Here is a 23,252-nt window from a genome sequence, read left to right as displayed (position 1 = left end):
ACAGAGGGGGGTATGCCACACGCTCGACGCCAACGATCCCACAGAAGTTCTTGACCCGCAGCCCTTCCCCGTGGCACCTGTCCGCATCCAAAGTAAGTAGCCACTTACTGACAACACTTGATGGCCGTGATGACTGCAATGACCGACGTTCCAGACCATATGAACCCGAAGCGTTCCTTTCAGGCACTGATCCTGACGCTGCACAATTACTGGGCCGACAAGGGCTGCGCGGTGTTGCAGCCTTACGATATGGAAGTGGGCGCGGGCACGTTTCACCCGGCGACCACGCTGCGCGCGCTCGGCCCCAAGCCGTGGAAAGCTGCCTATGTCCAGCCATCGCGTCGCCCGTCTGATGGCCGCTACGGTGAAAACCCGAACCGGTTGCAGCATTATTACCAATATCAGGTCATTCTGAAGCCGAACCCTTCCAATTTGCAGGAGCTTTATCTTGGCTCGCTGAAGGCCATTGGTCTTGATCCGTTGCTGCATGATGTGCGCTTTGTGGAAGATGACTGGGAAAGCCCGACGCTGGGTGCCTGGGGTCTGGGCTGGGAATGCTGGTGCGATGGCATGGAAGTGTCGCAGTTCACTTACTTCCAGCAGGTTTGCGGTATCGAGTGTTCTCCGGTTGCAGGTGAACTGACCTATGGCCTTGAGCGACTGGCCATGTATGTGCAGGGCGTGGACAATGTTTACGACCTGAACTTCAATGGCCGCGAAGGCGAAGAGAAGATTTCCTACGGCGATGTCTTTCTACAGGCAGAGCAGGAATATTCCCGCCACAACTTCGAATATGCCGACACCGCCATGCTGCACCGCCATTTCATCGATGCGGAAAAGGAGTGCCAGGCACTTCTGGCGGCGGGAGCGCCGGGCGAGAATGCCAACCAGATGCTGCACAAATGCGTGTTTCCGGCCTATGACCAGTGCATCAAGGCGTCTCACGTTTTCAACCTTCTGGATGCACGCGGCGTGATTTCCGTGACCGAGCGGCAGAGCTATATCCTGCGCGTGCGCACGCTTTCCAAGGCGTGCGGCGAGGCGTTTCTGATGACCGACGCCGGTGGGGCGAACTGGAATAAAGACGCAGCCTGACGACATGACGAACGGGCGATGACATGGCAGGCCGGAACCACTATCGTCCTGCCAGACCATAAGGTTTCATGAGGGGGACTGGGACATGTATATCGCACTGGCAGTCATCGCGGCAATCGCGGTCTATGTCGTCTTCATCTATAACGGCCTCGTCACGGCGCGGCAGATGAAAGAAGAAGCGTGGTCCGGTATCGACGTGCAGTTGAAGCGCCGCGCTGATCTCATCCCCAACCTCATCGAAACCGTGAAGGGCTACGCAGCCCACGAGAAAAGCACCTTCGAAGAGGTGGTTGCCATGCGCAACCGCGCTCAAGCCGTTCCATCAGGTGATGTCGAGGGGCGTGCGCAGGCGGAAGGTCTGCTCAGCCAGGCGCTCGGCAAACTGTTTGCATTGGCAGAAGCCTACCCCGACCTCAAGGCCAATCAGGGCTTTCTGGAACTGCAGAAATCGCTCGAGACCATAGAAGGCGAAATCCAGATGTCTCGCCGCTATTACAACGGCTCGGCGCGGGACCTGAACGTCAAGGTGGAGAGCTTCCCCTCCAACCTCGTTGCCCGCAATTTCGGCTTTGCCAAAGCGCCCTATTTCGAAATCACCAACGAGGCGGACCGCGCCGTTCCTTCCGTGAAATTCTGATATTGAGAACCGGCATGCGGCTGGTTGAGAAACGATAAAGCCATGATCGAACTGACCATTACCCCGCCCGACCACGCACTTTCCGGCAAGGTTGAGCCGCCCGGATCCAAATCCATCACAAACCGTGTGCTGCTTCTGGCCGGTCTTGCCAAGGGCAAAAGCCTGTTGACCGGCGCGCTGAAAAGCGATGATACGCTTTATATGGCAGAGGCCCTGCGCGCCATGGGCGTGACGGTGACGGAGCCGGATGCAACGAGTTTCGTTGTAGAGAGCGAAGGGTTTCTGAGGGCACCGGACAAACCCCTTTTTCTCGGCAATGCCGGCACCGCCACGCGGTTTCTGACGGCAGCCGTGGCTTCCGTGAACGGCACCGTTGTGGTGGATGGCGATGAGCATATGCGAAAACGCCCCATCCAGCCGCTGGTGGAAGCGTTGATCGCACTCGGCATCGAAGCTGAGGCGCCGACAGGTTGCCCACCGGTAACGGTGAAGGGCAATGGCCTCGGCTTTGCGAAGGATAGCGTCACCATCGACGCCAATCTTTCCAGCCAATATGTCTCCGCACTTTTGATGGCCGCACCCTGTGGCGCAAAGCCGCTGGATATCGTGCTGGCCGGTGAAGATATCGGCGCAAAAGGCTATATCGACCTCACCGTGGCGGCGATGGAAGCCTTCGGCGCGAAAGTCGAGCGCGTTTCCAACGCCGTATGGCGCGTGCAGCCTACAGGTTATACCGCCACTGATTTCCACATCGAACCCGACGCCTCCGCTGCGACCTATCTGTGGGGCGCGGAACTGCTGACGGGTGGCAGAATAGATATCGGCACCCCTGCCGATGCCTTCACCCAGCCGGATGCCAAGGCCTATGCCGTCATGGCGCAGTTTCCGAACCTACCCGCCGAAATCGATGGCAGCCAGATGCAGGACGCCGTCCCGACGATTGCGGTGCTTGCCGCTTACAACAACACGCCGGTCCGTTTCGTGGGCATTGCCAATCTGCGCGTGAAGGAGTGCGACCGTATCCGCGCTTTGTCGCTCGGCCTCAACCAGATCAGGGATGGTCTGGCGCATGAGGATGGCGATGATCTGATCGTGCATGCGGACCCGACGCTCGCAGGCCAGACAGTATCTGCCTCCATCGACACGTTCCATGATCATCGCATTGCCATGAGCTTTGCGCTGGCGGGCCTGAAAACTGGCGGTATCGCCATTCAGAATCCCGTTTGCGTCGGCAAGACCTACCCCGGCTACTGGAAGGCGCTGGCTTCGCTGGGTGTGAGCTACAGCGAAACCGGACAGGACTGACACACAGAAAGGGACGCCCGTGAAGACCATTGCTGCGAGATATCTAGCGCTTTTCGTCTTTATGCTAGCGGCCCTGCCCGCGGCGGCTGAGGAGTTCATCAGCTCGTACCATTCCGTCGTGGATGTCGCCAAAAGCGGTGAGCTGACGGTGACAGAGACGATTACGGCGCGCGCCGAGGGTGACCGGATCAAGCGCGGTATTTTCCGGGACTTTCCGCTCTATGTGCTGGACGGGAACGGCAACCGCACCAAGGTCGGCTTTCATGTTCTCTCGGTGGAGCGGGATGGCTCGCCGGAGGACTGGCGCACCGAAAACATCGATGGCGGTATCCGCATCTACACCGGCAATGCCGACCGGTTTCTGCCCACCGGCGACCATGTGTTCCAGATCACCTATACCACTGACCGGCAGATCCGATATTTCGATGGCTATGACGAGTTGACCTGGAACGTGACCGGCAATGGCTGGCAGTTTGCCATGCGCGACATCTCGGCCACCGTCTCCCTGCCACAGGGCGTGATACCGACCGACACCGCCGTCTTCACCGGACCTTTTGGTTCGAAGGGCAAGGATGCCCGCGTCATGACCGAGGGCAACGAGGTTTTCTTCGCCTCCACCCGTCCCTTTTATCAGGGCGAAGGCATGACGATTGCGGTAAAACTTCCCAAGGGTGCGATCAATGCGCCGACGGCTGCGCAGGCGCGGAGTTGGTGGTGGCAGGACCATCTGGGTTCGGTGCTGGGTGTTTCCGGCTTTATTCTGATTCTGCTTTATTATTATCGGGCCTGGTCAGCCGTTGGCCGCGATCCCGCCAAGGGCATTATCGTACCGCGCTGGGATGCGCCGGAGGGATTGTCGCCTGCGCTCGTCAACTATGTCGATAATCACGGCTTTTCCGATAATGGCTGGACAGCGTTTTCCGCCGCATCGCTCAACCTTGCGGTCAAGGGCTATGTCGTGCTGGAGGATTTGAAAAATTCGCTCATCATTCGCCGCACCGACAAGCCAATCGAGGGCAAATTACAGGCGGGTGAGGCAAAGATCATCAACACCGTTGATGAACCGGGCATGGCGTTCGAGATCAACAAGAAAAACGGATCGCGGGTCGTATCGCTCGGCAATGCTTTCCGCAAGGCGATCGAAACGGAACATAGTGGCAAATACTACCGCGAGAATGTCGGCTTTGTGGTCTTGGGCATTTTCCTATCCTTCTTCATCGTCATCGCCGTCTTGTTCTTTGGTAATTTCGAACCGGAGGCCCTTGTTGCGACCTTTGTCATCGGCATCCTGTCCTTTGTCGGAACGATTTTTGCATTCGCCTTCGGGAAATCTTTGACGCGGGGTGGCTCTCTGCTCAAGCGCATCGGGATGATCGTTGTTCTGGCGCTGGTGGCGTCCTTGCTGATCTCCGGTATTGCCGGCGTGATGACCGTCTTTTCGCTGGAAAAGCTCGAAGCCCTGCAATTGCCTGCCATCATGTCCGTCGCGGGTATCATCGCCACCAACATTGTGTTCCTGATGCTGATGGGTGCTCCGACACCCCTTGGGCGCAAGCTGATGGATGGCATTGATGGCCTGCGGCTTTACCTGACGGTTGCGGAGAAAGACCGGATGAACATGCAGGGCGCGCCGCAGATGTCGCCGCAGCATTTCGAAACGCTCTTGCCTTACGCCGTGGCGCTGGGCGTGGAGAAGCCCTGGAGCGAGGCGTTCGAAACATGGCTGGCGGACGCGAAGGCGGGCGACTATTCGCCGGGATGGTACAGCGGTAACTACAGCAATTTCGGAACCCGCATCGGCGGGTTCTCCTCCACCATGGCCTCGACTATTGCGTCCACCATTCCGCAGCAGACAAGTTCGTCTTCATCCTCGAGCTTCTCAAGCGGCGGCGGTTCGTCTGGCTCTGGCGGAGGCGGCGGTGGCGGCGGTGGCTGGTAGCCGCCTCTGCGACAGGGGTTAAACCTCGTCTTCCTTTTTCACTCGGTATTCCCCCGTGGCGGGGTCTTTGATCAACGTACCTGTTGCGCCCGTCTCGCGCTCTTTTTCCTGCCGTTTGGTTTTCTCGGACAGTTTTTTTGCATCGCCAACGAAACGTTTGTAAAGAATGATCGCCCCGAACATGAGCAGGGCGAGCGTGATTAATTGGGCCATTTATCGTTTGTCCATCAGAATCCGTAACGCGCCCACATTGCCTTTTCTTCCGCCACCTCCGCAAGCCCCGAGGCGGCCGATGCGGCGATTGACTGAGCGTGAAGATCGACACCCGGCAGTTTCTTGCCGAAGACGTTGCGCGCACCGCTGACCAGCTGTAGCTTGACCTTGTCCCCGTAACGTCGGCGCAGGACGTCGCGCATATCGCCCAAACCATCGATGAGACCGAGGTCGAGGCCACGCATGCCTGTCCAGAACAGGCCGGAAAAAATAGCAGGATCTTCCTTCAGCTTCGAACCGCGACGCATTTTCACCATATCGATGAAAACCTGATGGATTTCGAGCTGAAGCGACTTCAGATACTCGATATCGCCTTCTTTTTCGGGCTGGAACGGATCAAGAATCGCCTTATTCTGACCGGCCGTATAGACGCGCCGTTCCACGCCGATCTTTTTCAGCATTTCCGGAAAGCCGAAGCCGCCGGAAACGACACCGATGGAGCCGACGATAGAGGTGGGGTCGGCAATGATTTCATCGCCCGCCAAGGCGATCATGTAGCCGCCGGATGCTGCGACATCCTCTACGAAGATCAGAACTTTCTTGTTCTTTTCCTCGGCCAACTGGCGGATCCGGTTGTAGATCATCCGCGACTGGACTGGCGAGCCGCCAGGGGAATTCAGCGTGATCGCAACGGCGGGCGCCTCTTTCATCGCAAACGCCTTGTCTAGAAGCGGTGCATAAGACGCCAGATTGAGCGCCGGACGAAACTGACTGCCGCCTGCCATGATGGCGCCGTGCATGCGCACCACGGGAATCACCAGTTCCGTCTTGCGGAAACGCTTCGGCACCAGTCGCTTCAAAAATCCAGCCATTTCATCCTCATCGTCATTCCTGTGGGACCGATGTGGGTATGGCGGGGGCAAAGACAATGGCGAGGTGGTGATAATTTGGTGAAGCGCGGCTGGGGTCTGCCCTTGTACGACCTCTTGTCTGTCCCCTCTATCGAGGCTCCGGCTTCGTCTTGGCTCTCAGGATGAGGGTCGCGGCCTGTTGTCTGCTGTGGTTCCATCCTTGCGCTTATACCCAACCCGCCCGTTGCTCAAATCGTCCACCAGCGGCAAAAATGCGTTGCTGTCGTTTTCGTGCATCGTCAGCGGCGCTCGGAAGGTCAGGCGGGCTCGCGATCCTTTGATGGCGGTGACGAGCATCCGCACCGCGTCTTCGCCCGCACGCGGATGGATCAGGGTAATTTCCAGGCCGCCGAAGCGACGACCGCAGGCCGCGATGATGTCGGCTATCGATTGAGGACGGGCGATGAGAGACAATTGGCCGCCGGGAATCATAATGGCGGCGGCGGTTCTCAGCCAATGTTCGAAGAGATCCTCCGTCATGGCATGGGCGGCGGCTTTCAGCGCGTCTGGCGTCTTTCGGTCACCAGCGTCGTTATAGGGCGGGTTCATGATGACGTGATGGAAATGATTGTCGAGCAAACCGGCGTCTCTTCGGACATCGGCACGCAAGGTGACATCTGCCTGTTTTACGCAGATACGTTTGGCCAAGGCGGCGTTCGCTGGAAGTCGCAGGCTGCGTTGCGCAAAATCCACCATTTCCGGAGATAGCTCGAAGAGTGTCACGTCAACCTTTTCCAGACGCGATGCCACCGCCATACCCGCGGCGCCGGCACCGGCACCAAGATCGGCGACGCGACAGGCACTATCGTCCGCCACCAGCGAAGCAAGCAGCATGGCATCCATCCCCGCCCTGTGGCCCCTGCCCTTTGGCTGCAATATTTGAAAGCGACCGCGATGAAACGCATCGACTGTTTCGGAAACGTCGGGTGCCATTGGGTTTCAGACCGTGTCTTCGCGGAGCTCGTCTGCCAGCCCGGCATCGATCAGGATACGACGCGCCTCGTCTCCGCGATCCTCCTCCACCAGGAAGCGACGCGGCAGAAGCCCGAGTGAACCTTCAAGAATGCTCATTCCCTGGTCGGCAATGAGGCTATGAATGCCCGCATCCTTCATCAGGCTCTGTGCAAAGGACAAGAGAACGGCGTCGTTTGTACGGATCAGTTCACGCATAGGTCAGTTTCCACCCCAAATACCATCTTTTTGAACGGTGTGAGACAATTCGCCCCTTGCCGCTTGCACCGCCGCTTTCTATTGTCGGCGCCAATATCGAACAGGAGTCCGGTCCGTTGGGCGTCGTCATACCGCTTGAAGAAAGCAAAAACAAACTCGCATCCGTCAAGCCGCTTGTCGACCTGACCCGTCCAGATATGGAAAGGGTCAACCAGCTTATCCTCTCCAAAGCGGGTTCCGATGTCCAGATGATACCCGAAGTGGCCAACCACCTGATCTCGTCGGGTGGAAAGCGCCTTCGGCCGATGCTGACGCTCGCCTCTGCCGCCATGTTCAACTATCAGGGCGACCACCATATCAAGCTGGCGACCAGCGTGGAGTTCATGCATACGGCCACGCTTTTGCATGACGACGTTGTAGACGAGAGCGATCTGCGCCGCGGTAAATCCACCGCCCGCACCATCTGGGGCAATCAGGCCAGCGTGCTGGTCGGTGATTTCCTTCTCGGCCAGGCCTTCCGCATGATGGTGGATGTCGGCTCGCTGGATGCGCTGGACGTGCTGTCGACCGCCGCTTCCGTCATTGCAGAAGGCGAGGTTCTTCAGCTTTCCGTTGCCAAGAACATGGAAACGACCGAGGACGATTACCTTCAGGTCATCCGCGCCAAGACCGCCGCTCTTTTCGCTGCAGCAGCCGAAGTGGGGCCAATCGTTGCCAAGACCGACAAGGCGACCCGCAGTGCGCTGAAATCTTACGGGATGAACCTCGGTCTTGCCTTCCAGCTGGTGGACGACGTCCTGGATTACGGTGGCAAAGCCGCTGATCTGGGCAAAAACACCGGTGACGACTTCCGCGAAGGCAAGATTACGCTGCCCGTGATTCTGTCCTATCGCCGCGGTACGGAAGAGGAGCGCGAATTCTGGAAACGCGCGATCGAGCAGGGCGAAAGCACGGATGAAAATCTGGAAAAGGCGCTCGGCCTGATCAAGAAATACAACGGTCTGGTCGACACCATCAGCCGCGCCAACCACTATGGCACCATTGCCCGCGATGCACTGGCGCCGCTGCCGCAAAGCCCGTGGAAGAAAGCCCTGATGGAAGTGATCGACTTCTGCATCGAGCGCGTAAACTGAGACGGTTTTCGGCGCATCGCGGACCCTATCCGCTGCGTTTCTGCGATGTCGACATGTCACAATACGGAAATCATGGGTGGAATTTCTTGCAGGCTTGCTCCAAAAAAGCCATTCTATCGTGACCTGATATGTGATTGCCTGAATCGTTTTCGATCCAGGCAATCTAGCTCAATTCAAGCATTACAGCGTTCCGGTGCAATGGATTTGCCCCGAACTGTAAGGCGGGAAACTGATTTTTCGGTGCATATGCACAAAAGCAAAGGTTCCTTCATGCGGCGCAAACCAGCATTTCGTCTTCTCTGCGGCGCGGCGTTTATTGCCGTCCTTTCTCTTGGTGCAGGCTCCACCGCTTTTGCCGAGACGACGCCGGCAGACAAGGCCGCTGAAACAGTTACGTTCGACCCTGCAAAGGTGAACACATTCTCTGGCGCGTTTCTGGCAGCCCGCACGGCTGATGTGGATCAGGATTACGCGACCGCCATCACGCTTTATCAGAAAGCCCTGGATTTCGACACGGCCAACGTTGAAATCCGCCAGCGCCTGATGATTGCGCAGTTGCTCAGTGGTGATTTCGAGGCGGGTGCGAAAATTGCCGACAGCTTGAAGTCGGATTCGTCCGTCGAGCGTGTGACGACCATCATTCGGGCGCTGGCCGCTATCAAGCACAAGGAATTTTCCAGCGCGGAAAAAATCCTGAAATACACTGGCCCGAACGATCTGGACCGTATGGTCAACACGCTGTTGACCGCCTGGGCGCGCGCCGGTGCGGGCAAGGGCAAGGAAGCCCTGGCTCTCGTGAATGGCATGAAGGGGCCCGGCTGGATCTCGATCTTCCAGAAATACCATGCCGGTGCGATCGCGCTGGTAAATGGCAACACGGACGCGGCCCGCAAGAGCCTGAACGACGCCGTGACCGACCGTGAAGGCGGTGCCACAGCGACCGACACCTATATGCGCGCCGTGATGGCGCTCGCGCGGCTGGAAGCCAATGCCGGCAATAAGCAGAAAGCTCTCGACACGATCTCTGTGGGAGACACGTTCGCGCCGAACTATGCGCCGCTGAAGGCCTTGCGCCAGAGCATCGAGAAGGGTGAGAAGCCCGAGCAGCAGGTGCAGACGCCCGTCGAGGGTGCGGCGGCCGTCATGTTCTCCATCGCCGGTGCATTGAACCGCGAGGGTGCGGAAGAAATCGTCACGCTTTATCTCCAGACATCCCGTGCGCTAGACCCGAAAAGCGCCGATACGCTGATTCTTCTGGGCGGGCTCGCAGAAGCGCAGAAGCAGCCTGACCGTGCAATCGCTTTCTATCGCGAGGTTCCAACCGATTCGCCGATGCACCGTATCTCGGAACTGCAGTTGGGTCTGACGCTGGCACAGACGGACAAGGTGGAAGAGGCGCGCAAGCATCTCAAATCCCTTCTGGAATCCGATCCGTCCGATATCCGTTCCTATCTCGCCTATGGCTCTGTCCTGTCCGATGCGAAGGATTACGCGGCGATGGCGGCCAATTACGACAAGGCTGTTGAAGTCATCGGTGCGGTGCCGAAGAAGACTGACTGGACCATCTTTTTCCAGCGCGCCATTGCCTATGAGCGCCTGAAGCAGTGGGACAAGGCAGAGCCAGACTTCAAGCGGGCGCTGGAGCTGAACCCGGACCAGCCGCAGGTTCTGAACTATCTGGGCTATTCCTGGGTGGACAAGAATATGAACCTCGATCAAGGCATCGACATGATCCGTCGTGCGGTAGAGTTGCGCCCGAATGACGGCTACATCGTCGATTCGCTTGGCTGGGCGCACTTCCGCCTTGGTGCTTTCGATGAGGCGGTGACGGAGTTGGAACGCGCCATCGAGTTGCGCGCCGGCGACCCGACCATCAACGACCATCTGGGCGACGCCTATTGGCGCGTCGGCCGCAAGATCGAGGCCGTCTACCAGTGGAACCGCGCGCTGATTGGTGAAAGCGACGATGTCGATAAGGCCAAGGTGAAGGAAAAGATCGCGAATGGCCTGCCGCCTCTGGAAAAGGATGCGCAGAACACTGCCAAGAAGGATCAACCAACGCCGCAGCCACCTGTCGCGCCAGCCCCTGCCCCGGACAAGAAGTCCTGATGCATAATGTTTTCGCATAAGCCTGTGGGAGCGGTCGAAACAACGGAAGCCGCTCCTGCCAAGATCAATCTTGCCTTACATGTGACGGGCCAGCGGACCGATGGGTATCATCTGCTGGATACGCTGGTGACCTTTACCGAAGCGGGCGACGTCATTCGTATTCACGACGCGCCAGGGGATGGGTTTTCCATCTCAGGCTCTTTCGCCGATGTGCTTCGACAAGCGACTACCAAAGAAAATCTCGTTTTGAAGGCACGCGACCTGTTGCGCGAAGCCGCTGGAGCGCGTGCCCGACCGGTTGCTATTCACCTCGAAAAAAACCTTCCAGTGTCCTCCGGCATTGGTGGAGGTTCCGCAGATGCGGCAGCGACCTTACGAGGGCTTCGCCGTCACTGGAACATCGACATTGCAGACGCGGAGCTCGCGGAGATTGGGCTGAAACTCGGGGCAGACGTGCCGATGTGCCTGGCCCGCCAACCCTTGATCGCTCGCGGAATTGGTGAAGACATCAGCACTATCGATGACATGCCGGTCATACCGCTGGTTCTTGCCAATCCACTGAAGGGGGTCTCCACGCCGGAGGTGTTCAAGCGTCTGAAGAGCAAGACAAATCCCCCGCTTGAACACAGAGATGACAATACGTGGATGCCTTTCCTCACCAAAAGTCGCAACGATCTTGAGATACCTGCACGCAAAATTCTTCCCGACATTGATGACGTGTGCGATTTGCTGCGTAAAGCAGGCGCTCAGCTCGTTCGTATGTCCGGTTCCGGCGCCACCTGTTTCGGGATTTTTAAAACAATCGAAGACGCCAAATCTGCCGCTGATCAGCTTCGCCGGCAGCGTCCAGACTGGTATGTTCAGGCAACGAAAACCATAGGCGGACCTGCGAGATGACTGTTGAACGCGCGTTTATTCCCATCGGCATCGCGGTTCTGACCGTATCCGATACCCGTACCCTAGCAGACGACCGATCAGGCGATACACTGGTTGCCCGCATTGCAGAGGCCGGGCATGTCCTTGTGGACCGTGCCATCGTCGCGGATGACAAGGCCGCTATAGAGGCGCAGGTACGACGCTGGACGCTATCCGATGAGATCGACGTGGTCATTACCACCGGCGGTACAGGCTTTACCGGACGTGACGTCACCCCAGAAGCGCTGGAGCCGATGTTCGAAAAGCGGATGGATGGCTTTTCAGCCGTGTTTCACCGCATTTCCTATGACAAGATCAACACATCCACCATCCAATCGCGCGCGACAGCGGGATTGGCGAATTCCACCTTCATTTTCGTACTGCCCGGTTCTCCAGGTGCATGCAAGGATGCGTGGGATGGAATTTTGAAAGCGCAACTGGATTACCGCCACATGCCCTGCAATTTCGTGGAAATCATGCCGCGTCTGGACGAACATCTGAAGCGCGGTAAGGCTTGAGACCGACTACCGGGCGGAGCGCAGCACCCATGAGGGAATCAGTTCGGCGCTGAGGCGACGGGTTTTCTGTGATTTGGGGAAATGGTCGAGCCGCATGCCGGACTTGGCAATCGACAGTGCTTCGGGCTTCCCCAACAACAGGCCATATTCCAGCGGCGGTCTGCGCTGGATGAAGCGCGACAAAAGGGATGGGCGGTAATGACGCGAAGGCGCAAAGCGCGCAGGCAGCTTGCTCAGCGCCATGTATTCGCTGACATCGGCGATCCAGCCGCTTTGCGGGCGGCTACCCGGCTCCATCATCAAAATCCACTCGCCCCGCGCCGAGGCAATGATATCCTTGATGTCCCATTCCGTATGAAAGCGGCAGCCTGCGGCCTCGGCCACACGCGACGATCCGTCGCTGGAGGCGTGATCTAATATGATGACGTCACTGACCAGCCCCTCAACCGCGCCCGAGACGAGCGTCGCGAGAGTGTGAGCAAGCTCAGGCTCCTGATCCCGGCATTCCATGATGACTGTCAACATATGTGATCCCCGAGGGGGCAATAAACACAAAAACCCGCGCCGCTACAATATTTCATCGATGGGATTCCTACCGCAATGCAAAAGAAATAGCTATCGCGTGTTTTTGCATTTTGTTCTTGTCTTGTTCTCATTTTTAATTTAAGAATCGAGACATCCACACAGCCGGTTCATGCCGGTCAGGAGCATCCAGATGAGACAACATGTGCTTTCCGGGCAGGCTGCATTCCAGCCGGGTCATACGCCAGATATTGCCAATGCGCTGGCCGATGCATCCGGTCTTCGGATCGAGATCGATCGTCGGCGCGGGCGTGGAGCGGGCATCAATCCCGGTGGGCGTTTCGAGACCCTTCAGCATGAAGCCGTCGATGATGGCTGGCAGATCATAGAGGATCTGCCCGAGTTTCGCACTGAGGTGCAGGTGGAGAAACCGCGCACGATCATTACCCGCAATGATTCGCCGGACATTCCCTTCGACCGGTCTATCAATCCCTATCGAGGGTGCGAACATGGCTGCATCTATTGTTTTGCAAGACCCAGTCACAGCTATATGGGCCTGTCAGCTGGACTGGATTTCGAGGCCAAGCTGTTTGCCAAACCGGATGCCGCAAAGCTTCTGGAACGGGAACTTGCCAAACCGGGATACAAGGCGCGTGTCATTGCCATCGGCACCAACACCGATCCTTACCAGCCCATCGAGCGGGAATGGCGCATCATGCGGCAGATCCTCGAGGTGTTGGCAAAGGCTGATCATCCGGTCGCCATTGTCACTAAATCCGGCCTTATTACACGCGATATCGATATCCTTGCCCCGATGGCTGCAAAAGGGCTGGTGAAGGTCGGCATTTCCGTAACGACGCTGGACCGCAAGCTTGCCCGCAGTATGGAGCCTCGTGCCTCTACGCCCACCAAGCGGCTGGAAGCGATCAAGACGCTGACGGATGCGGGAATACCGACCGCTGTCATGATGGCGCCGGTCATTCCAGCGTTGAACGATCACGAAATCGAACGGGTGCTGGAAGCTGGAAAGGCGGCGGGAGCAACGGAGGCGTCGTACGTATTGCTGCGGCTGCCGCTGGAGGTCAGCCCCCTGTTTCGCGAATGGCTGCTGCGCAACTATCCGCATCGCTACCAGCACGTTATGTCCCTGGTGCGCTCCATGCGCGACGGCAAGGATTATGACGCGGAATTCGGCAAACGGATGAAGGGCGCCGGTCCGTATGCCTGGCAAATTGGTCGCCGTTTCGAAATGACGACAAAGAGGCTTGGGCTCATCCGCCGAGGCCTTCATCTTCGCGACGATCTGTTTATCGCGCCTGGAGGTGCAGGCGTGCAATTGTCGCTGCTGTGACAGTCGAAGCCAATATGATGGTCGAAATCACGGCATGCGCTAGGAGATTGCGCTTGCCGCTCAATCGGAAAAGCCTGAAATCGAAGGTCGGTTCTGGCTGATGTTCAAGAATACCCGTAGCGTCTATGCCCTGCGCTACGGGTTATACGCCCCCGGTGATCTGCCGCCTCGCATGGGTTCGCTCTTCCGCCCCGATGAGAAGAGCTTGAGGTCATGAGACCTCAGCCAGCACCCCTCCGCCCCGTGGGTTGCTGCACACCCTGCGACCGGGGGCTTGCAGGAGATCGGTTGCCTGTGTCAGTTTCCGCCAATGAAACGACGCACAGCATCCGATTCTCCTGCCCTCTTTGACTTTGTAAACTCCGGCCCGGATTTTAGTCTGGAGCTTGAGGCGAAACAGCGTGGTGAGTGGCCAGTGGCCGGGACGGATGAAGCTGGGCGCGGCCCGCTGGCCGGACCCGTCGTTGCCGCCGCCGTTATTCTCGATCCCGACAACATACCCGATGGGCTAAACGATTCGAAAAAGCTGTCCAAGGCGCGTCGCGCGTTTCTGTTTGAGAAGATTCTGGAAACATCCATCGTTTCCATCGCCTCATCCGGACCTCTGCTCATCGACCGGATGAACATTCTGAGGGCCAGCCTGGATGCCATGCGCCGGGCTGTGCTTGGACTTCAGACCGCGCCCGCTCTCGTGCTCGCCGATGGACGTGATATTCCTCCCGGCATACCCTGCCTCGGCAAAGCAGTGATCAAGGGCGATGCGCGATCGGTTTCGATTGCCGCCGCCTCCATCGTCGCGAAGGTGACCCGTGACAGGATGATGGAAAAGGCCGGATCAATCTATCCGGCTTATGGTTTTGAAGCGCATGTGGGATACGGCACGCCGGCACATCTGCGCGCCATCGAGACCAATGGCGCCTGTCCGCTTCACCGCATGAGTTTCAGCCCAATGCGCGTGGAGTGAGCGCTGTCTATCAGCCAGCGCGCCTCACCTGATAAACACCATGATCACGACCCTGCGACCCCGATTGGGCAAGCTGGAACTGTTGCAGAAGCGTCCGCAACTTTTCGCTTTCGCCTGCCAGCGCCGATGTCGCAGAGGTCGTCTCTTCCACCATTGCAGCATTTTGCTGGGTGGTCTGGTCCATCTGATTGACGGCTGTGTTGAGCTCTGCCAAACCCGTTGCCTGTTCCTGAGCGGACGAGGCAATTGCGCCCATGTGTTCGTTCATGACGGTCACGTGGCTTTCGATGGTTTTCAACGCATCGCCGGTCTGTCGCACGAGATTGACACCGTTCTCGACTTCCACCGACGACTTGCCGATCAATTCCTTAATTTCCTTGGCGGCCTTGGCAGACCGTTGTGCGAGTTCACGCACCTCCTGGGCCACAACCGCAAAGCCCTTGCCAGCTTCGCCCGCGCGAGCGGCCTCAACACCGGCGTTGAGGGCAAGAAGGTTGGTCTGGAACGCGATCTCATCGATGACGACGATGATACTTGAGATTTGCCCTGACGATTGCTCTATCCGGTGCATCGCATCGACAGCGGTGGCGACGACGTCACCCGACACCTTGGCTGCGCGGTTCGCCTCGGTTGCTGCCCCTCGTGCTTCATGCACACGTTTGGTGGAGTTGCTGACATTGACGGTGATCTGATCGAGCGCGGCCGCAGTTTCCTCAAGGGTTGCGGCCTGTTGTTCCGTCCGTTTCGACAGGTCAGCCGATCCGTCCGCAATTTCGCGAGTCCCATTGTTCATGGCGTCAATGGAATGGGCGATTTCCGACATAGTGGCGCCCAGTTGCTTGAGCGAGCGGTTGAAGTCTTGACGCAAAGGCTCAAAATCCGGCGCGAAGACGTCATTGATCTGGAAGGCGAGATCGCCGGAAGCCAGGCGGCGCAAGCCATCCGCCAATCCAGATGTGGCGATCCGCAGTCTTTCCTCTGCATCAGCCTCAGCTTTTTGCTGCGTGGCAAGACGCTCGACCTCAGCTTGCTGACGGTTTGTTTCCGCCTGCGCTTCCAGACGTTTGTTTTCGATAGCACTCTGACGGAAGACCTCGACAGCTCCCGCCATCGCACCGATCTCGTCTTTCCTGCCGCTTCCAGGAATGGTGATATCCGTGTCACCATCCGAAAGACGACGCATCACACCGGTCATCCGCACCAACGGTCTGGCAAGATGGAAATTTCCGAAGAGAGCAGCGCCGACACCAATGACAAGCGCAATGCCGAGTGAGATATAGTTGAGCGTAGAGGCAGAGGCGGCAGCCTGTGCCGTGACTTCACCCTCGCCCCGGACATCCATTTCCATATCATCCACTGCAGACTGCAAAACCGCCTTGGCTTCACCGTACGCCGCAAGGGCCTCGCCAACGAAACTTGCCCGCGCGTCCTCGATCTTTCCAGCCGCCAGCAACGCCTTCACGTCGTTCCAGCGTGCCTCTGCCAGTTTCCATTTTTCATCGAATGAAGCGAAATACTTTTTGTCCGCCTCATCGACGAGATAACTCTTATACGTACGCATATCCGCATCCAGCGCCGCACGGGTGGCCTGCATTTGTCCTTCGAATTGCAGCCAGCTATCGGTTTTAGACGTTACGATCGAACTTTGGGCGTTGCGAACGTCGCCAAGTTGCCCATTGATCTTGCCCAACAGGATAAAGGACGGAACGCGGCTATCCACGATGGTATCGATACCGCCTCTGATCTGATTGAGGGAGGAAATCGAGGCCATTCCCTGCACACCTGCAACCAACAACATGACGCCTGAGAGACCAGCAAGAACAATACCAATGGATAGCTTCATAATAGTCCCTCAAAGTGAATATTGGACGATGCAAGGGCAGTATGTCTTTACTCAAGACTTGGTAGTAGCCAAAAGCGCGGATTGTCGGAACATTGCCGTGAATACAATTCATGCCTTGAATACGTCGATATATTATTTTTTTGTTATTGATATTTCATTAAATTTCATTTGCGTAATACACTCAATCCATAGCCCCTTCTGAGCGGTTCCGTAGGAAGCAACACCGAATGGCCAGCTCGACGCCACTCATCAATTTCTTGAGCAATAGATAGCGTCGAGCATCTGCACCAAACTCTCGGAGCAATCAGCGCGCAATACACCAACAAAAAGCCCCGCCGATTGCTCAGCGGGGCTACAAATTTTGGAAACGGGTGGGGCTTTAACGCGGCCGACCGTCTATTCTTAATTCAGACGGGTCTTGACTTCGCTCACTGCTGTGCTGAAAAGCTTGGCCTTTGCAGCAGCGGTGGTCTTTTCAGCGAGGATTTTCTCGGACGCGGCGATCGCAAGGTCGACGGCGGCGGAACGTACGGCGCCTATTGCGTCCGTTTCCGCCTGCTTGATCTTCTGTTCCGACAAAGCGTTGCGACGGGCGACAAATTCTTCCGTCTTCACCTTGGCTTCGGATGTCAGGGCAGCCGCTTCACGCTCGGCAGCCGCAATGATATTGGCTGCATCGGCTTCGGCTTCCTTGCGCTTGCGCTGATATTCGGCCAGCAGATGCTGAGCCTCTTCACGCAGGCGCTTTGCCTCGGCGAGTTCTTCCTTGATGTTGCCAGCGCGTTCATCAAGCGAGTTTGCCAGCATGCCTGGCACCTTGAGATAGGCAATCAGGACGAAGAAAAGGATAAGACCGACGAGGGCGAAAAATGTTGCATCAAACGCCATATCAAGCTCCCTTCACAACGGACACGGCGGCCACTGCGGCTTTCACATCCGTATCCTTGACCTTGAGGCCGATCAATTGATCGACGATCGCGGTCGCGGTTTCCTCGGCAATGGTACCGACATCGGCAAATGCCTGCTGCTTGATCGTTTCAATGCGTGCTTCCGCCGCTGCGACCTTTTGGGAAAGGTCAGCCTCGATTGCGGCGCGATCTGCATCTGCCTTGACTTTCGCTGCTTCGCGGGCGGCAGCGGCGATGGAACCGGCCTTGGCGCGCGCTGCGCTCAATTCTTTTTCATAGGTTTCGATCGCAGCATCTGCCTCGGCCTTCAGCCGGGATGCTTCATCGAGGTCCTGTGCGATACGGCCATGACGGTCTTCGAGAATTCCGCCAACGCGCGGCACGATGACCTTTTTCATGAGCACGTAGAAAAGGCCGAACGTGATGGCCAGCCAAAGAAGCTGGGATGCGTAAGTGGACTGATCGAACGGTGGAAACACAGGGGACCCGTGACCGGCATCGTGTGCCACTCCGGTTTCCGTATGTGTTGCTTCCGGGGCAGTCTGACCGATAGCCGGAGTTCCGGTATTCGTTTCACTTGTCGCCGGTGCTGACTGGGCCAAAGCCTCGGTCACGAACATGCTCACCTCCAGGGGTCGTGCAAATGCGAAAGATCACGGCACGCGGTGCGAGCCGTGATCCAAACCTGATGCTGATATTAGACAGCGAACAGGAGAAGGAGAGCGACGAGCAACGAGAAGATGCCCAAAGCTTCCGTGACGGCAAAGCCGAATACCAGACGGCCGAACTGGCTGTCAGCGGCAGATGGATTGCGCAGTGCGCCCGACAAGAAATCGCCGAAGATACGGCCGAGAGCGAGGGACGTACCAGCCATGCCGAGGCATGCGAGACCTGCGCCGATGTACTTTGCTGCTTCCGCTTCCATGTTAAGCTCCTTAGAATGGGTTGTTGCGGCTATTTTTGACACCCGGTTTCCGGGGCCAGCGACTTTACTTCTCAGTGACCACCATGCACGGCATCGTTCAGGTACATGCAAGTCAGTACCGCGAAGACGTATGCCTGCAGGAAGGCGACGAGAAATTCCAGACCGGTCATTGCGACCGTCATGATGAGTGGCAGGATTGCGCCACCGATACCAAGGGCGCCCAAGGCACCCATGGAAGCGACGAAGCCCGAGAAGACCTTCAGCGTGATGTGACCGGCCAGCATGTTCGCAAACAGACGAACGGAAAGGCTGATCGGACGCGACAGGAAGGATATGATTTCGATCGATGACACGAGCGGAAGAAGAACTGCCGGAACACCCTGCGGCGCGAAGATGCCAAGGAAATGCAGGCCATGCTTATAGAAACCGTAAACGACCACCGTTCCAATGACCAAGCACGAGAGCGCAAAGGTCACGATGATCTGGCTGGTGACGGTGAAGAAGTATGGGAACATGCCCAGAAGGTTTGCCGTCAGAACGAACATGAACAGCGAGAAGACGAATGGGAAGAAGACCATTCCCTTTTTGCCCGCACCTTCGCGCAGCATCGAGGCGATGAATTCGTAGGACATTTCGGCAACGGACTGCATACGGCCGGGAATCAGACCGCGGTTGGACGTTGCGAAATAAAGAAAACCGGATGCGGCAGCGACAGTGGCAACCATGAACAGAGACGCGTTGGTGAACGAGAAATCCACGCCACCGATTTCAATCGGGATGATCGGCTGTACAATGAACTGATGCGTCGGATCGTTTGCCACCGGCTGCCCTCTTACCTGTTGCCGCTCGTGACGGCACTTAACTGTCTATGGGAAGGAGCGTATCAGTCGCCCTGCTTCCCACCCTTGTCTTTTCCCAGTCCGCCTTCGAGAAGCGGCGGCTTGGCCACCACTCCGGCGGAACGCAAAACGTTCAACACGCCCGCACAAAACCCGAGAAGAAGAAGAACGATCATCCCCCACGGCGACGTGCCAGCAAAATGGTCCAGAAGATAACCCAGCATCGCGCCGACGATGACTGCGGAAATGAATTCGGAAGAGAGCTTAATCGCCATTGCAAAACCCTTCCGGGTCTCCGCTGCGTTCTGCTCCGTCCGCGCTTCCGCGTCGTCCTCCGCCTTCACCTTTGCCAACTCATCGGCAAGGCGCTTGCGGCGCTCATCCAGACTATCGTTACGGTTGCCGGTCATGGCCAAATCCCACCCTTTGTCTCCATACTGGCATTGCCAGAACTCTTTGGAGTTGTAAACGGCAGGGCTTCAAGCCTGTTCCAGCCCGCTCTGAAGTCGCGCGCAACATAGTTTTAGGGACTTCTCTAGTCAAGGCACCGGGGGCGCTTCGCGGAATACAAATTTATTCATTTAAAACAAAGACTTGCTTTAGATTTTGGAATTTGTGGCCGCAATGGCGTTCGGAATCGGCAATTTTCGTGGCGTTATCCCGGTAAAAACCCCGTAATATCAGCTCCAACCACCGCCATAGGTACGATAGAAGACGTGAAGACCGATTCTGCCGACCTTCTTCATGGATTTGCCCCATGCAGGACGGACGTAGACGGCGTGATAATGGGTCGCGGAACCAACTTCTGTCAGCCAGATCTTGCCTGCAGAGGTCGCCATGGCCACTTCACGGGCCATCTTCCAGTGACGTTCGGAGTTGATGCGGTCCTTGATATTGTCGCAGGCAAAGGAAAACTGGCAACGATTGCGCCAATCCTTGTTCTGATAGACCACACCACAGATGGTTTTCGGATAGGAGGGATTGCGGACACGGTTGAGGATGACCTGGGCCACGGCAGCCTGTCCCTTTACCGATTCGCCGCGCGCTTCAAAGTAGATGCCGGATGCGAGACACTGTTGTTCGGCAGCGGAAAACACCTCTGCCGGAAGCGGCGTTGCCGCCCAGGCGTGGTCATCGGACGCGATTTTGGGAATGAAACGGCCTGCCTCAGGCTTCTTCAAAATAGCATCGAAGGGCGATTCGCGCGCGAAATCAGGCGCTGCGGGCGCATAGGCGGTGGCCAGCACATCAGCGTTACGGTTCGTGATCAACTCAGCCACCATGGGCGAGACGTTCTTTTCGACCTTCTTGTCGTCACGGCGGAAGTAGAAGGATGCCAGCTCGATGTCCTTGCTCTTCTTCCACTTCACGAATGCCGTACGATCGGTTCCCTTTAAGGGCTTGGTGTCCAGCATGCTGGTGCGGTTGAGAACGGAGCCTGCGGTAAAGGCTTTCGGTGGCTGCATGATTTCGGTGGTGACGATACGGCCCTTTTTGGCAGCGCGATTGACGCGATCGCTATCGGGGCTGGTCTCCTTGCCGTTCTTGCCGGTGACGAAGGCTACCTTCCGACCGTCTGCTGTAATCATTCCGGACCCACTCAGCGCCGGTGCGGCATCAGCATTGTTGAATGCAAGTGACGCATTGTGAACGGAACCTGCCGGCGAGTTGGTCAAGACCATGCGCCATTGTTCGCCGCCTGCATCGAGCCCCGCCAGCAGCGAGGCAAGATCGGCACGCGCAGCGAGAGATGGAAAGGCCAGCCATGCGGCGAGACCGAAGATGACAGGCGATGTCCATTTTTCAAACGAAAAGAAGAACCCGCGACGCGATACATTTTTCGAACGCAAAACCCGCACTCCGGCACACAGACTCAAACAGTTGGTATGACCGGATAATCTCTCATTAACCTTGATGCTTGGTTAACGGTACTCGGGCGAAACGTGTCACGTTAACGTGTGACCCTGCGAAAAACGCCATTCTTCTCCCGAAGAATGGCGCTCGATAGCTCTCAAAAATAGCATGGTGGATCAGATCACGACATGAGATCCGAGTTCGACCACGCGGTTTGCTGGCAGGCGGAAGTAGTCGGACGGGTCTGCCGCCGTTTCAGCCAGCCCGATGAACAGCCGGTTCTGCCATCCAGGCATGCCGGACTTCGGATCGGGGACGAGTTTGCGACGGCCCAGATAGAACGATGTCGACATGATATCGAACTTGTAGCCAGTGCGGCGCAGATAACCCAATGCCTGCGTGACGTTCTGGGTTTCCATGAAGCCGAAATGCAGTTCGACGACGACGAAGCGCTCGCTGATCTTGGTGATCGTATAGCGCTTGTCCGGATGAATACGCGGCGTGTCCTCGGTGCGGATCGTCAGGATGACGTTCTTGTCGTGCAGGACGTGATTGTGTTTCAGATTGTGCAGCAAGGCCGCAGGTGCTGTTTCCGGGTCGCCGGTCAGGAAGATCGCCGTACCGGGAATGCGCACGGGCGCGTGAGAGCTTTCCTTCTCGACGGAAGCAACGAATGCCTTCAATGGCACATCCGTGCGGCGGGTCTTGGCAAACAGGATTTTCGATCCCCGCTGCCAGGTCGTCATGATGATGGTGAAGGCGATGGCCAGCAATACCGGCACATAGCCACCGTCATGGATTTTCAGCAGGTTTGCACCAAGGAAGATCATTTCGAGTGAGATGAAGGGGAAAATGACCAAGGCTGCAACCAGCGGAGACCACTTCCAGTGGCTACGCGCAAACTGGAAGAACAACAGGCTGGTGACGACCATCGCACCGGTGACCGAGATACCGTAGGCCGTTGCCAGCGCATCCGAGCTTTTGAAGGTGAGCACCAGCGCAACGACGCCGAACAACAGGATCGTGTTGACCGACGGAAGGTAGATTTGCCCGGTGTTGGTTTCCGACGTGAACAGGATTTCCATGCGCGGCAGATAGCCAAGGTTTATGGCCTGACGAACGAGCGAGAACGCGCCGGTGATCACCGCCTGGCTCGCAATGATGGTAGCCGCCGTTGCCAGAATAACGGCTGGCAGCAACGCCCATTGCGGGAACATCAGGTAGAATGGGTTGGACATGGCCGCGGGATCTTTCAGAACCAGCGCGCCTTGGCCGAGGTAATTGAGGGTCAAAGCCGGAAAAACCAGGACAAACCATGCCCACTGAATGGGTTTGCGACCGAAATGCCCCAAATCAGCATAGAGGGCTTCCGCGCCTGTGATCGTCAGGAACACGGCACCAAGAACGACGATCCCGTAGAAGCCTTCGGCTAGCAGAAATTCGACCGCATGCCACGGATTGAAGGAATACAGAATGCTGTAATCGTCCGAAATGTGGGTTAGTCCGACAAAGCCCATGACCAGAAACCAGACAGCGGTGATCGGACCAAAGAACTTGGCAACGAATTCTGTACCGTGAGACTGGATGGCGAAGAGGCCGACGAGAATGCCGACCGAGATGGGAATGATGAATTCATCCATCTGCGGCGTCACGAGTTTCAAGCCCTCGACCGCCGATAGCACGGAAAGTGCCGGCGTAATCATGGCATCACCGAGAAACAATGCCGCGCCAATCAAACCTAGCATGACGAGCACGCCGCGTTTTTTGCCTGCTTTCTTCATCAAAAGCGCCAGAAGTGACAGCGTGCCGCCTTCGCCATCATTGTCTGCGCGCAGCAGAAAACAGATGTATTTGATGGTGACAATGATGGTGAGTGACCAGATCATCAACGAAATGAGGCCAATAACCTCCATTTCCGTCACACCATCGTGCGAGATGGGTTTCAACGCTTCGCGAAAGGCGTAGAGAGGGCTCGTTCCGATGTCGCCGTAGACGACGCCGATCGAACCCAGCATGGCAGCAAGAAAGCCTTTCCGACTGTGATCGTCGGGACCAGGCTTTTCGATGCAGTCCTTGTCCATGGCATGAGACATTGTGATCC

At 57.2% G+C, this 23,252-nt stretch carries 23 protein-coding genes; 10 read left to right on the top strand and 13 right to left on the bottom strand.

Going from position 1 to position 23,252, the window contains the following annotated elements:
- Window positions 1-129: 129 nt before the first annotated feature.
- The 4 genes from EKM04_RS10060 (at window position 130) to EKM04_RS10045 (ending at window position 4,976) form a co-directional block, all read left to right on the top strand.
- Window positions 130-1,095 carry a glycine--tRNA ligase subunit alpha gene (locus EKM04_RS10060; protein WP_174152221.1) on the top strand — a complete coding sequence of 322 codons (966 nt, stop codon included), beginning with the start codon at window positions 130-132 and terminating at the stop codon, window positions 1,093-1,095.
- An 85-nt stretch (window positions 1,096-1,180) separates the two neighbouring features.
- Window positions 1,181-1,732 carry a LemA family protein gene (locus tag EKM04_RS10055; RefSeq protein ID WP_183894234.1) on the top strand — a complete coding sequence of 184 codons (552 nt, stop codon included), beginning with the start codon at window positions 1,181-1,183 and terminating at the stop codon, window positions 1,730-1,732.
- Window positions 1,733-1,774: 42 nt separating this feature from the next.
- A complete protein-coding gene (locus EKM04_RS10050) occupies window positions 1,775-3,037 on the top strand; it encodes a 3-phosphoshikimate 1-carboxyvinyltransferase (RefSeq protein WP_183894232.1) in 1,263 nt (420 codons plus the stop codon).
- A 19-nt stretch (window positions 3,038-3,056) separates the two neighbouring features.
- A complete protein-coding gene (locus tag EKM04_RS10045; RefSeq protein ID WP_183894230.1) occupies window positions 3,057-4,976 on the top strand; it encodes a DUF2207 domain-containing protein in 1,920 nt (639 codons plus the stop codon).
- Window positions 4,977-4,994: 18 nt separating this feature from the next.
- Here the strand turns inward: EKM04_RS10045 and EKM04_RS10040 are convergent, their stop codons facing one another.
- The 4 genes from EKM04_RS10040 to EKM04_RS10025 form a co-directional block, all read right to left on the bottom strand.
- A complete protein-coding gene (locus tag EKM04_RS10040; protein ID WP_183894228.1) occupies window positions 4,995-5,189 on the bottom strand; it encodes a hypothetical protein in 195 nt (64 codons plus the stop codon).
- Between the two features lie 14 nt (window positions 5,190-5,203).
- A complete protein-coding gene (locus EKM04_RS10035) occupies window positions 5,204-6,061 on the bottom strand; it encodes a S49 family peptidase (protein WP_183894226.1) in 858 nt (285 codons plus the stop codon).
- A gap of 156 nt (window positions 6,062-6,217) precedes the next feature.
- Window positions 6,218-7,033, bottom strand: coding sequence for a tRNA1(Val) (adenine(37)-N6)-methyltransferase (locus EKM04_RS10030; RefSeq protein ID WP_183894223.1), 816 nt, complete (start codon window positions 7,031-7,033; stop codon window positions 6,218-6,220).
- A gap of 6 nt (window positions 7,034-7,039) precedes the next feature.
- Window positions 7,040-7,270 carry a putative signal transducing protein gene (locus EKM04_RS10025; RefSeq protein ID WP_174152215.1) on the bottom strand — a complete coding sequence of 77 codons (231 nt, stop codon included), beginning with the start codon at window positions 7,268-7,270 and terminating at the stop codon, window positions 7,040-7,042.
- 116 nt (window positions 7,271-7,386) lie between these two features.
- Here EKM04_RS10025 and EKM04_RS10020 point away from each other — a divergent pair, with 116 nt between their 5' ends.
- From EKM04_RS10020 to moaB, 4 genes are all read left to right on the top strand, one after another.
- Window positions 7,387-8,403: a polyprenyl synthetase family protein gene (locus EKM04_RS10020; protein WP_183894469.1), complete on the top strand. Its 1,017-nt coding sequence runs from the start codon at window positions 7,387-7,389 to the stop codon at window positions 8,401-8,403.
- 270 nt (window positions 8,404-8,673) lie between these two features.
- Window positions 8,674-10,512, top strand: a complete 1,839-nt coding sequence (locus EKM04_RS10015; protein ID WP_174152214.1) for a tetratricopeptide repeat protein — start codon at window positions 8,674-8,676, stop codon at window positions 10,510-10,512.
- A 6-nt stretch (window positions 10,513-10,518) separates the two neighbouring features.
- Window positions 10,519-11,409, top strand: coding sequence for a 4-(cytidine 5'-diphospho)-2-C-methyl-D-erythritol kinase (locus EKM04_RS10010; protein ID WP_183894221.1), 891 nt, complete (start codon window positions 10,519-10,521; stop codon window positions 11,407-11,409).
- Complete coding sequence (gene moaB, locus EKM04_RS10005; RefSeq protein ID WP_183894219.1) at window positions 11,406-11,945, top strand: molybdenum cofactor biosynthesis protein B; 540 nt, start codon at window positions 11,406-11,408, stop codon at window positions 11,943-11,945. Before EKM04_RS10010 ends, moaB begins: the two co-directional genes overlap by 4 nt.
- A 6-nt stretch (window positions 11,946-11,951) precedes the next feature.
- On the opposite strand, the gene EKM04_RS10000 is transcribed toward moaB, so the two are convergent.
- Window positions 11,952-12,470, bottom strand: a complete 519-nt coding sequence (locus EKM04_RS10000) for a glycosyltransferase family protein (protein ID WP_183894217.1) — start codon at window positions 12,468-12,470, stop codon at window positions 11,952-11,954.
- A gap of 190 nt (window positions 12,471-12,660) precedes the next feature.
- Here EKM04_RS10000 and EKM04_RS09995 point away from each other — a divergent pair, with 190 nt between their 5' ends.
- A complete protein-coding gene (locus EKM04_RS09995; protein WP_183894215.1) occupies window positions 12,661-13,818 on the top strand; it encodes a PA0069 family radical SAM protein in 1,158 nt (385 codons plus the stop codon).
- A gap of 310 nt (window positions 13,819-14,128) precedes the next feature.
- A complete protein-coding gene (rnhB, locus tag EKM04_RS09990) occupies window positions 14,129-14,782 on the top strand; it encodes a ribonuclease HII (RefSeq protein ID WP_183894213.1) in 654 nt (217 codons plus the stop codon).
- A 10-nt stretch (window positions 14,783-14,792) separates the two neighbouring features.
- On the opposite strand, the gene EKM04_RS09985 is transcribed toward rnhB, so the two are convergent.
- From EKM04_RS09985 to EKM04_RS09950, 8 genes are all read right to left on the bottom strand, one after another.
- Entirely contained in the window at window positions 14,793-16,625 is a 1,833-nt protein-coding gene (locus tag EKM04_RS09985) for a HAMP domain-containing methyl-accepting chemotaxis protein (protein ID WP_183894212.1), read from the bottom strand.
- A gap of 402 nt (window positions 16,626-17,027) precedes the next feature.
- Window positions 17,028-17,513 carry a F0F1 ATP synthase subunit B gene (locus EKM04_RS09980; RefSeq protein ID WP_183894210.1) on the bottom strand — a complete coding sequence of 162 codons (486 nt, stop codon included), beginning with the start codon at window positions 17,511-17,513 and terminating at the stop codon, window positions 17,028-17,030.
- Between the two features lies 1 nt (window position 17,514).
- A complete protein-coding gene (locus tag EKM04_RS09975) occupies window positions 17,515-18,153 on the bottom strand; it encodes a F0F1 ATP synthase subunit B (RefSeq protein ID WP_183894208.1) in 639 nt (212 codons plus the stop codon).
- A gap of 77 nt (window positions 18,154-18,230) precedes the next feature.
- Window positions 18,231-18,458, bottom strand: coding sequence for a F0F1 ATP synthase subunit C (locus EKM04_RS09970; protein ID WP_027673924.1), 228 nt, complete (start codon window positions 18,456-18,458; stop codon window positions 18,231-18,233).
- 71 nt (window positions 18,459-18,529) lie between these two features.
- Window positions 18,530-19,279, bottom strand: a complete 750-nt coding sequence (locus EKM04_RS09965; RefSeq protein WP_111840962.1) for a F0F1 ATP synthase subunit A — start codon at window positions 19,277-19,279, stop codon at window positions 18,530-18,532.
- Window positions 19,280-19,341: 62 nt separating this feature from the next.
- Window positions 19,342-19,707 (bottom strand): AtpZ/AtpI family protein, encoded by a 366-nt coding sequence (locus tag EKM04_RS09960; RefSeq protein ID WP_174152205.1) that lies wholly within the window; start codon window positions 19,705-19,707, stop codon window positions 19,342-19,344.
- Between the two features lie 270 nt (window positions 19,708-19,977).
- Window positions 19,978-21,147 carry a cell wall hydrolase gene (locus tag EKM04_RS09955; RefSeq protein ID WP_183894206.1) on the bottom strand — a complete coding sequence of 390 codons (1,170 nt, stop codon included), beginning with the start codon at window positions 21,145-21,147 and terminating at the stop codon, window positions 19,978-19,980.
- Between the two features lie 180 nt (window positions 21,148-21,327).
- Window positions 21,328-23,244 (bottom strand): potassium transporter Kup, encoded by a 1,917-nt coding sequence (locus EKM04_RS09950; protein WP_174152203.1) that lies wholly within the window; start codon window positions 23,242-23,244, stop codon window positions 21,328-21,330.
- Window positions 23,245-23,252 lie beyond the last annotated feature (8 nt).

It is taken from the genome of Rhizobium skierniewicense Ch11, assembly GCF_023757665.1.
GTDB lineage: Bacteria > Pseudomonadota > Alphaproteobacteria > Rhizobiales > Rhizobiaceae > Agrobacterium > Agrobacterium skierniewicense.
The sequence above is the reverse complement of the archived record's forward strand: the minus strand, read 5'-3'. Positions and strand labels throughout refer to the sequence as shown.

Excerpts from the sequence above, each read along its gene's own strand:
- EKM04_RS09975 (WP_183894208.1), bottom strand. The coding sequence starts at position 18,153 with ATGTTCGTGACCGAGGCTTTGGCCCAGTCAGCACCGGCGACAAGTGAA.
- EKM04_RS10055 (WP_183894234.1), top strand. The coding sequence starts at position 1,181 with ATGTATATCGCACTGGCAGTCATCGCGGCAATCGCGGTCTATGTCGTC.
- EKM04_RS10030 (WP_183894223.1), bottom strand. The coding sequence starts at position 7,033 with ATGGCACCCGACGTTTCCGAAACAGTCGATGCGTTTCATCGCGGTCGC.
- EKM04_RS10050 (WP_183894232.1), top strand. The coding sequence starts at position 1,775 with ATGATCGAACTGACCATTACCCCGCCCGACCACGCACTTTCCGGCAAG.
- EKM04_RS10040 (WP_183894228.1), bottom strand. The coding sequence starts at position 5,189 with ATGGCCCAATTAATCACGCTCGCCCTGCTCATGTTCGGGGCGATCATT.
- EKM04_RS09980 (WP_183894210.1), bottom strand. The coding sequence starts at position 17,513 with ATGGCGTTTGATGCAACATTTTTCGCCCTCGTCGGTCTTATCCTTTTC.
- EKM04_RS09970 (WP_027673924.1), bottom strand. The coding sequence starts at position 18,458 with ATGGAAGCGGAAGCAGCAAAGTACATCGGCGCAGGTCTCGCATGCCTC.
- EKM04_RS09985 (WP_183894212.1), bottom strand. The coding sequence starts at position 16,625 with ATGAAGCTATCCATTGGTATTGTTCTTGCTGGTCTCTCAGGCGTCATG.
- EKM04_RS10000 (WP_183894217.1), bottom strand. The coding sequence starts at position 12,470 with ATGTTGACAGTCATCATGGAATGCCGGGATCAGGAGCCTGAGCTTGCT.
- EKM04_RS10010 (WP_183894221.1), top strand. The coding sequence starts at position 10,519 with ATGTTTTCGCATAAGCCTGTGGGAGCGGTCGAAACAACGGAAGCCGCT.
- EKM04_RS10060 (WP_174152221.1), top strand. The coding sequence starts at position 130 with ATGACTGCAATGACCGACGTTCCAGACCATATGAACCCGAAGCGTTCC.
- EKM04_RS10035 (WP_183894226.1), bottom strand. The coding sequence starts at position 6,061 with ATGGCTGGATTTTTGAAGCGACTGGTGCCGAAGCGTTTCCGCAAGACG.
- EKM04_RS10025 (WP_174152215.1), bottom strand. The coding sequence starts at position 7,270 with ATGCGTGAACTGATCCGTACAAACGACGCCGTTCTCTTGTCCTTTGCA.
- moaB (WP_183894219.1), top strand. The coding sequence starts at position 11,406 with ATGACTGTTGAACGCGCGTTTATTCCCATCGGCATCGCGGTTCTGACC.
- rnhB (WP_183894213.1), top strand. The coding sequence starts at position 14,129 with ATGAAACGACGCACAGCATCCGATTCTCCTGCCCTCTTTGACTTTGTA.
- EKM04_RS09960 (WP_174152205.1), bottom strand. The coding sequence starts at position 19,707 with ATGACCGGCAACCGTAACGATAGTCTGGATGAGCGCCGCAAGCGCCTT.
- EKM04_RS10015 (WP_174152214.1), top strand. The coding sequence starts at position 8,674 with ATGCGGCGCAAACCAGCATTTCGTCTTCTCTGCGGCGCGGCGTTTATT.
- EKM04_RS09950 (WP_174152203.1), bottom strand. The coding sequence starts at position 23,244 with ATGTCTCATGCCATGGACAAGGACTGCATCGAAAAGCCTGGTCCCGAC.
- EKM04_RS09995 (WP_183894215.1), top strand. The coding sequence starts at position 12,661 with ATGAGACAACATGTGCTTTCCGGGCAGGCTGCATTCCAGCCGGGTCAT.